General features: G+C 64.4%; 6 protein-coding genes. 2 read left to right on the top strand and 4 right to left on the bottom strand.

What is annotated here, in order from left to right; all coding sequences use genetic code 11:
• On the bottom strand, positions 1–1,977 hold the full coding sequence (rep, locus tag ABQZ09_RS18235) for a DNA helicase Rep (protein ID WP_349777573.1): 1,977 nt from the start codon (positions 1,975–1,977) through the stop codon (positions 1–3).
• A 213-nt stretch (positions 1,978–2,190) separates the two neighbouring features.
• Here rep and ABQZ09_RS18240 point away from each other — a divergent pair, with 213 nt between their 5' ends.
• Together ABQZ09_RS18240 and ABQZ09_RS18245 are read left to right on the top strand one after the other, a co-directional pair.
• Positions 2,191–2,826, top strand: a complete 636-nt coding sequence (locus ABQZ09_RS18240; RefSeq protein WP_039413572.1) for a thymidine kinase — start codon at positions 2,191–2,193, stop codon at positions 2,824–2,826.
• 428 nt (positions 2,827–3,254) lie between these two features.
• Positions 3,255–4,487, top strand: a complete 1,233-nt coding sequence (locus ABQZ09_RS18245; RefSeq protein ID WP_184558199.1) for a GAF domain-containing sensor histidine kinase — start codon at positions 3,255–3,257, stop codon at positions 4,485–4,487.
• A 382-nt stretch (positions 4,488–4,869) separates the two neighbouring features.
• Here ABQZ09_RS18245 and ABQZ09_RS18250 read toward each other — a convergent pair whose 3' ends face one another.
• The 3 genes from ABQZ09_RS18250 to mutM all read right to left on the bottom strand — a co-directional run bounded on the left by ABQZ09_RS18250 (position 4,870) and on the right by mutM (position 8,741).
• The gene (locus ABQZ09_RS18250) at positions 4,870–6,471 is read right to left on the bottom strand and encodes an OpgD/OpgG family glucan biosynthesis protein (protein ID WP_039563742.1); all 1,602 of its coding nucleotides are present in this window, start codon (positions 6,469–6,471) and stop codon (positions 4,870–4,872) included.
• 68 nt (positions 6,472–6,539) lie between these two features.
• Positions 6,540–7,643 (bottom strand): DUF4380 domain-containing protein, encoded by a 1,104-nt coding sequence (locus ABQZ09_RS18255; RefSeq protein WP_349777574.1) that lies wholly within the window; start codon positions 7,641–7,643, stop codon positions 6,540–6,542.
• A 282-nt stretch (positions 7,644–7,925) separates the two neighbouring features.
• A complete protein-coding gene (gene mutM, locus ABQZ09_RS18260; RefSeq protein ID WP_184558209.1) occupies positions 7,926–8,741 on the bottom strand; it encodes a bifunctional DNA-formamidopyrimidine glycosylase/DNA-(apurinic or apyrimidinic site) lyase in 816 nt (271 codons plus the stop codon).
• Between the last annotated feature and the right edge of the window lie 388 nt (positions 8,742–9,129).

Below are 9,129 nucleotides of genomic sequence, written 5' to 3' on the forward strand. Positions count from 1 at the left end.
TCAGTCGAACAAGGCCTGGATCGCGGCCAACCCCGCGCTGGCGCGCTCCTTCTTGCGCTCGGCATCGGCCACCGGGTCGGCACCGTCGCGCTGCAATTCCTCGGCCGGAATCTCGTCGAAGAACCGGCTCGGCTTGAGCCGCACATGCTCGCCGAACTTGCGTGTCAGCTTGCTATGGCTCATCCACAACTGTTCCTTGGCGCGGGTGATACCCACATACAACAAGCGGCGTTCTTCCTGCAGATTGCCTTCTTCCAGGCTTACTTCGTGCGGCAGCACACCGTCCTCGCAGCCGACGATGAACACGTAGCGGAATTCCAGCCCCTTGGACGCATGCATGGTCATCATGCGTACCTGGTTGCCGCCATCGTCCTTGTCGTTGCGCGACAACAACGCCAGCTGCGCGGCCAGGTCGCTGGCACTCGCACCGCGCGGACCACCTTCGAACCACTCGGCCAGCTCGTCCAGATTGCGCTTGCGCCGCTGGAAGCCGGTCTCGTCCTTGGACTGGTTGCGTAGATCGTTGAGCAGGCCAGACTTGTCGGCCAGCATGCGTACCAATTCCCCCGCTGGCAGCCTGGTCGACTGCTCGCGCATCTCACGCAGGATGTCGGTGAACGCACTCAGGCCGTTGGCCGCACGCGGCGGCAGATGCTGCAGCGCACCCATCGACTCGGCCGCGCGCGACATCGGCACCGACTTGCCGCTGGCCAGTTCCGCCAGGCGCGCCAGCGAGGTGGCACCCACTTCGCGCTTGGGCGATTGCACCGCCCGCAAAAACGCCGCGTCATCGTCGGGGTTGACGATCAGGCGCAGCCACGACAGCAGGTCCTTGACCTCCTGTCGCTCCAGAAATGCGGTCCCACCCGTCAGGTGGTACGGCACGCGCAGCAGCTGCAAGGCTTTTTCCAGCGGCCGCGATTGGAAATTGCCACGGAACAGGATGCAGAAATCGCTCCACGGCACCTGCTTGGCCGTGCCCAGGAACGAAATCTCGGCCGCGACCTTTTCCGCTTCGTGCTCGCTGTCGCGGCACTCCCACACGCGGATGCGCTCGCCGTCGGCCTGGTCGCTCCACAATGTCTTCAAGTGCTCGTGCGGGTTATGCGCGATCAACGCATTGGCCGCGCGCAGTACGCGGTTGGAGCAACGGTAGTTCTGCTCCAGCTTGATGATTTCCAGCGCCGGATAATCGCGCGCCATCTGCTGCAGGTTTTCCGGGTTGGCGCCGCGCCAGGCGTAGATGCTCTGGTCGTCGTCGCCCACGCAGGTGAAGTTGCCGCGCGGCCCGGCCAGCATCTTGAGCAGCCGGTACTGGGCATCGTTGGTGTCCTGGCACTCGTCCACCAGCAGGTAGCCGATGCGCTCGCGCCAGCCCAGCACGATCTCTTCGTTGGCTTCCAGGATCTGCACCGGCAGGCGGATCAGGTCATCGAAATCCACCGCATTGAAAGTGGTCAGCCGCGCCTGGTAGCGCTCATACAAGCTGGCGGCTTCTTTCTCGCGGTTGCTGCGTGCCGCCGCCATCGCCTGTTCCGGCGACAGCCCGGCATTCTTGGCGCGCGAGATCAGGTTCTTGGCATCTTCGATCACATCGGGCTTGGCGCCATGCATCAGGTCCTTGATCTGGGCGGCGGCATCGTCCGAATCGAAGATCGAAAAGCCGCGCTTCAACCCGGCCGCCGCATGCTCGATCTGCAGGAACTTCAGCCCCAGCGCATGGAAGGTACAGATGGTCAGCCCATCGGCGCCATCGCCGCGGATGCGCTTGGCCACACGCTCGCGCATTTCCTTGGCCGACTTGTTGGTAAAGGTGATCGCCGCGATACGCTTGGCCGGATAGCGGCCGGTGGCGATCAGGTGGGCAATCTTCTCCACGATCACGCGCGTCTTGCCGCTGCCGGCACCGGCCAGCACCAACAAGGGACCTTCGCAGTGCAGCACTGCAGCGCTTTGCGGGGGATTGAGACCGTGCATAGGAGCTTCCGACAGAGCGCGCCATTGTACCGGGGCGGCCTGCCGCTGGCCGGCGCGACGGGTTCATCTGGCCAGGCAGGTGCGTGTTCGCGCTGCGCCAGCGATGCCGGCCGCGCAGCGCGGCGTTTGAGCTGGGCAGTGCTCAGGCTCCGGCAATGGCCATCTGGCAGCACGCGCCCCGCAATCAGCCGCCCGGCCCGGTAAAATCGACCGATGGCCAAGCTCTACTTCTACTATTCGGCGATGAATGCCGGCAAGACCACCACCTTGCTGCAGTCGGCGCACAACTACCGCGAGCGCGGCATGCGCACGCTGATCCTCACCCCCAAGCTCGACCACCGCGCCGGCAGCGGCGTGGTCGCCTCGCGGATCGGCCTGCGCGCGGATGGGCGTATCTTCGAGCGCGACACGGAGTTGCAACAGCTTGTCGAACGCGACATCCACAACGACGGCGCGTTGCACTGCGTGCTGGTGGACGAAGCGCAATTCCTCAGCCGGGCACAGGTCTGGCAGCTGAGCGAAGTGGTCGACCGCCTGCGCATCCCGGTGCTGTGCTACGGCCTGCGCACCGACTTTCGCGGCGAGCTGTTCGAAGGCAGCCAGTTCCTGCTGGCCTGGGCCGATGAGTTGGAAGAGATCAAGACCATCTGCCATAGCGGCAGCAAGGCCACCATGACCGTACGCGTGGATGCGCAAGGGCATGCCGTGCAGGATGGCCCGCAGGTGGAGATCGGCGGCAACGAACGCTATGTGTCGGTCAGCCGCGCCGAGTTCAAGAAGATCATGCGCGGCGAAGGCCGCATCGACCCGCTGCAGATCGCCCTGCCGCTGCCGTCTACGCAGACGTAGGCGAGGGCTGACCTCGACGCTTCGGCCCTCTTTGGCAGGATCGACGCCGGTGGCAACAGCGATCGATTCCAGCGCGTGCAACGCCCTCACTGTGCCGCCCACGCAACCAGCGCGGCACGGCCGCTTGCGAGCAGCTGTGGCATTGTGCGACGTCCCAAACGGCCCTCTGATTCAGCGTCGCCGCTGGCGACACGCAGGTTGCTCGGCAAGGATCCACCGGTGGATCCATGCCCGGTCGACACCATCCGTCCTGGTCGACCTATACGCTCCCTCTGCACCGCTAGACCTGTTCGGGCATGGGCCCGTTGCGGCATCGTCCACGCCCGCCGACAGGCGTATTGTTGGGCGCGTGACGCCGCACCGTTGCGTACAACCAAGCCCATCCGCAGTCCTGTAGACTGCGCTCCATCCACTGTCGGGAGGCACCCATGGATTCGCTTCCTGCCGAGTTACGCGCCGATATCGCGCGGGTGGGCCGGCTATCGTCGGTTCCCGATGTGCTGAGCATCCTGACGCGGCTGACCGGCATGGGGTTTGCTGCCGTGGCGCGGGTGACCGAAGCGCGCTGGATCACCTGCCAGGTGCGCGACGACCTGTCCTTCGGCCTGCTGCCCGGCGACGAGCTACCGCTGGCGACCACCTTCTGCGACAGCGTGCGGGTCAAGGGCAATGCCGTGTGGTTCGGGCATGCCTCGGACGACCCGGTCTACCGCGACCACCCGTCGCCGCGCCTGTATGGCTTTGAAAGCTATGTCTCGGTGCCGATCCGCTTCGACGATGGCAGCGTGTTCGGCACCTTGTGTGCACTGGATCCGCTGCCACGCGCGATGGACCAGCAACTGGTCGAGAAGGTCGAATTGCTCGCGCAACTGCTGGCCGCGCAGATCCAGGCCGAGCAGCGCGCCGAAGAAAGCGCGCAGGAATCGCGCCGCGCACGCAGCGAACTGGGCCGCGCCGGCGCCTCGGCACGATTGCGCGAAGAGTTCATCGGCATTCTCGGCCACGACCTGCGCAACCCGCTGCAATCCATGCACGCGGTGGTGGACATGCTGTCCATCGACCAGCTCAGCCAGCGCCAGGGCGGGGCTATCCGCTCGATGCAGCGCAGCCTGCAGCGCATGGAAGAATTGATCGATTTCGCCTGTGATTTTGCCCGCGGCATCGAACGCGACTGGCTGCAGCTGGACTACGGCAACGGCAGCGACCTGCTCGACGCACTGTCGCAGGTCGTGGACGAAACCCGCGCCGCGTATCCCAACCAGGTGCTGTCCACGCATGTGGCGATCGACGAGCCGGTGCATGGTGATGCGGTGCGCCTGGCGCAGATGTTCGGCAGCATGATGATCAACGCGGTGGTGCAAGGTCAGCAGAGTTCGCTGATCAAGGCGGTCGCCGTCACCGAGCAGGGCCGGCTCCGCATCGAGGTCTGCAACCTTGATGGCATCGACCCGCGTCGGCTGGATGTCCTGCATGCCTCCACCCATGTGCACAGCGCCGGCCGGCCAGCGCCGGAAGTTGACCTTGGCCTGCATATGGCCGCGCAGATTGCGCAGGCGCATCAGGGCGAGCTGCGCATCACCAGCGGCAAGAACGGCACCTGCTTCCGCGTGGAGCTGTCCTGCGCCCGCCCACGCGCACGCATGCAGCTGGTCAAGGAATGACGTCGGCCTGAGCTTGCCGGCCGACAACTGCGCTTGCTCGCAGCGTGATCCAACCCGCGTGCCGAGCAACCCAGCTCGCTCATCTGCCAATCGCCAGCCGCGCCCAGCAGCGGTCGGCGCGTGGCCGCTGCCGCATGCACGCGATGCATGCCATCCATGCCACGCACGTCGGCGCAGGTATGTCGCCGATGGCTGCGCCGGCAACGGGTGCATACCTGTTCGGGCGAGCTGTCATGGTCATGGCGCGGCTGACCGCTCCCGTAAAGGTGCGGGCCTACAGCCCGGGGATGAAAGACGACATGCCGGCAGCGGCACCCCGCCATCCAGGCATGCCGTGCATGCCGGCCTGGCAGCGCCGGCATGCACGGCGCGTCGCCCACCCTCAGTAGAGCTTGCGCTCGCTCGCCGGCGGCGGCGTCCATTGGTAAAGCCAGGTTTCAGTGAGCGGCTTGCCGTTGGCGCGCAGATACAGGCGGATATCGATCTGCTGGGTACCTTCGTCCGGCGGCACCAGATCGAACATCGCCCGATAGCCCTTGAGCTCATGCAGCGGCCGCGCCGACACGATCTCGGTAGTGCCGCGCGACACCTGGATCACCGCCTCGACCTTGGTCTTGGCGTCCTTGACCAGGCCAGGCAACTCGCCACCGGCGAAGTCCACCGCAAACCGCCAGGAGAAATGACTGCGCTTCTGCCCGACAATGCCGCCCAGACCGGTACGCGTCGCCACGCAATGCGCCAAGGGCGAACTGGCCGGCGGCTGCGCGCCCCAATACAGGCGGTAGCCCATCAACAGTTCCTGCCCCGGCTGCGGCTTGGCCTGCGGGTTCCAGAACGCCACGATATTGTCGAAGGTCTCATCCACGGTCGGGATCTCGACCAGTTGCACCGAGCCCTTGCCCCAACCGCTCTTGGGTTCCACCCACAGACACGGGCGCTTCTCGTAAAACACGCCGTCGTCCTGGTAATGGTCGAAATTGCGGTCGCGCTGCAGCAGCCCGAACCCACGCGGGTTCTCGTCGACAAACATGTTGAAGCGCAGCTGCGGCGGGTTGCACAACGGGCGCCAGATCCATTCGCCGCCACCGGTCCACATCGCCAGGCCATCGGTATCGTGGATTTCCGGGCGCCAGTCCCAGTCCATGCGGTTATCGTTTTCGCCAACCTGGTACATGCTGGTGCACGGGCCGATCCCCAGCCGCTCGATCGCCTTGCGCGGGTATAGCGCACTGTCGATGTCCATCACCAGCACCTCGCCATTGGTGATGGCAAAGCGGTAGGCGCCGGCGACGCTGGGCGAGTCCAGCAGGCCGTAGACCACCACCGTGTTCGAATCGTCGGCGGGCTGCTCGAGATAGTAGGCAATGAAGTCCGGAAACTCCTCCGGGCCACCGGTACCGGTGTCGATGGCCAACCCGCGCGCCGACTGCCCGTACTGGCCTTCCTTGCCCACCGCGCGGAAATAGCTCGCCCCCAGAAACGCCGAAAAATCGCGGTCGGTGTCCTTGCGGGTATTGAGCCGGAAGCCGGCAAAGCCCAGATCCTTGGGCAATTGCTTGCCGCCCAGCCCGCTGCTGCCGTAATCGAACGCAGCCGGGTCATAGGCCAACTGCTGTGCCTTGCCATCGACGATGTCGTAGATGTGCACCGGGGTGTGGAAGTACAACCCCAGGTGGAAGAACTTCGCCTGGAACTTGCCGTTGCCATCGGCCCATAGCGCATGGTCCTGACGGTAGCGGATCGACTGGTACTGATCCCAGTTCAATGCCTCCAGCGGGCCTGGCAGGATCTGCTTGTGACTCTTGTACGGCGCGGCGGCCAGCGCACGCGCCTGCCCCTTGAGCCAGGCATAGTCGAACGGCTGCGCCTGACCCAACCGACGCAACCCCACGGCCTTGGCAGCCAATGCCCACTGCGGCACTGCCGGTAAACCGAGCGCAGCCAGAGCGGCGGCAGCATTCTTCAGGAAATGGCGTCGTTGCATGCGCATCGATCTAATCAGGGAATGGGCGACATCATAGCCACAGCCTGACGTGGACGCGCATACCGGAGTCAACGCGCTGCGGCTTCCGCTACGCAGGCGTGTTCCAGCGCTAGCTCCTTCGCCTTGCTGCACAGAAACTGCCGCTGTGCCTGCTCCTCATCCGGCCCGGTGTACTGCAGCAAGCTCCACTGCTCCATGGCCTGCATTTGCGCGCCTGGCGCCAGCTGGCGGTAAGGCGCATGCACTTCCATTTCCAGCAGGCCATCTGCCACATGCCGCGCTGGCGCATCCAGATACAACTCCACCTGTCCCTGCTCAGGATGGATGGCCGCCAGTGGCTCATGCGCAAAGCGAATGACCAGCACCTGCGCACCGGCAAAACCCGCCATCCAGCCTGCCGATGGCTGCAGCAACAGCTTGCCACGCTGGATCAGCCTGTCTTCGCGCGCGTCCGCGCGCAGAACAAGAAGGCCGGCACGGTGCTGGTAGGCCGGCGGTACCGTACCGGCCTCACTCGGCGGCTGCACGCGGATATCGGTAGCGGCTGCCACCGGCACGAACACACGGGTGCTTGCTGCAACGCGCGTGTTGAACCATAGATCCCAGGCAACCGCGTGCTTGCGGATATTGCGTGCAGCAGCATGCACCTCGACCGTGTCCGCACGCGTGCTGGACAGCGCGATGCGCTTGGTCAGCTGCACCCCCGTCACCGGACTGGGCACGCCTTCCAACGTCAGCTGGCCCGCATCACGCGCGGCCACACGCGTGGTGGCCAATGACAGATATGGATCAGGCGGCCATATCGCGGCCGCGGCCTTGCGCTCGGGATTGACCTGCTGGTGCAGCCACCACTGGCTCTGCGGCCCCACCCAAACGTCATGACCCAGATACGGAACATCCCCCGACCGCGCCGACACCTCAGCCACGGGTGAGCGGTCCACGGCGCGACCGATCTTCAACACACTGGGCTGCCCGCGCAGCTGAAACGACAGGATGCGTCCGCCAAAGGACGGCGTTGCACTCAGCTGCACTACATCGTTGCTCAGCTGGATGCGCTGCGTGGCAACTGCCTGTTCTTTTGCGGGCTCATCGGCATGTGTGCCACTGACGCACAGCACGGCCAACGCAGTGACAACAACCTGCGATAGGCGCAGAGACGGTGAGGTGGGCATGCAGCACTTCCAGATGCAGGACACAGGGATTGTGGCGCGGTGTCGCGCTGGAAACTAGCGGCACGGCGTTCGCCGCTGTAGAGCGGTGACGCAATGGTCTGTGACCAGCCGTTGAGTCCTCATGACATGGCGCCGCCGCTGTAAAAAGCCTGGACGGGCTGGAAGCGAAACTTCCGCGACAAGGTGCGGGGGTTGGATACGGCGCGCTTAAAAACTCCAGGCTTTTTCGCACGATTAGCGGTGATGGGCCCGTTTTAGTCGCCCGCAATACCCGCGCCTTGCTTATCGCTGACAGCTCCCACACCACACGGTCGCGCGTTGCCCGATGGTGGCATGTTTCAACGCGCGCCCGCACTGCTTGCAGGGCTCCCCTTCGCGCCCGTACACCGTCAATTCCTGCTCGAAATAGCCGGGTGCGCCATCCGGGCTGATAAAGTCCCGTAGCGTGGTCCCGCCGCGCCTGATCGCGTAGTCGAGAATATCCTTTACGGCGGCAACCAGGCCGCGATACCGGTCAAGCGATACCTTTCCGGCTTCACGCAATGGACTGATGCCTGCACGATGCAGGCTCTCGGCCGCATAAATATTACCGACGCCAACCACCACCGCCTGATCCATCAAGAATGTCTTGACTGCCGCGCGGCGACCTCGCGAGAGCGCATAGAGATAATCGGCAGTAAATGTCTCCGATAATGGCTCAGGACCAAGGTCGGCAAGCAATTCATGCGTTTGTGCATCGGTTTGCCACAACAGACAACCGAACCGACGCGGGTCGTTGAAACGCAGGACGCGCCCATTCTGCAGACTGATATCCACATGATCGTGCGCGCGCGGCAGGGTGTCGCCCGGCAACACACGCAGGCTCCCGGACATGCCAAGATGCAGCAATGCGCTGCCACCTGCATCGGTATCCATCAGCAGATATTTCGCACGTCGCCGTACCTGCGTGATGGTGGCTCCAGGCAGCAGGCGCTCGATCTGCTCGGCAATCGGCCACCGCAAATCCGGACGGCGCAGGATCACGCCATGGATGCGTTGCCCAACCAGGTGTGGCGCAAGCCCACGCATGGTCGTTTCGACTTCGGGCAGCTCAGGCATCGAGGTTTCCAGATCAATCGGTCAGGCACCGGCAGACACCGATATGGAGTCCTGACTGCCGAAAAGCAATCAAGTGCAAACAAGTGCTGCATTGATCCTGGCGCGATGCCCGACGTCGCTTAGCGGCGCCTTTCAACGTCAGCCCCTTTGGTGCCCGCGGAGGCGGCTGTCGCTGTTTCTTAGCGGAAGTAGCCCCGCGGACGAAGCATCGTAGAAGCGTATCAGCGTGCTGCAATTGCCGCTGTCTAAGAGGCGGCCTGGCCGAAGAGGCAGCGTGCCGCCGTATGCGCGGAGGAGAAGATGCGCAGGCAATCAGGCGTCCGTTGGACGCTGCGGCGTCGACTTGATGGCTCACATGTCGCAGCTGCCGTAGTGCGCTACAAACTCA

It is taken from the genome of Xanthomonas sp. WHRI 6106, assembly GCF_040202405.1.
Lineage (GTDB): Bacteria > Pseudomonadota > Gammaproteobacteria > Xanthomonadales > Xanthomonadaceae > Xanthomonas > Xanthomonas cannabis.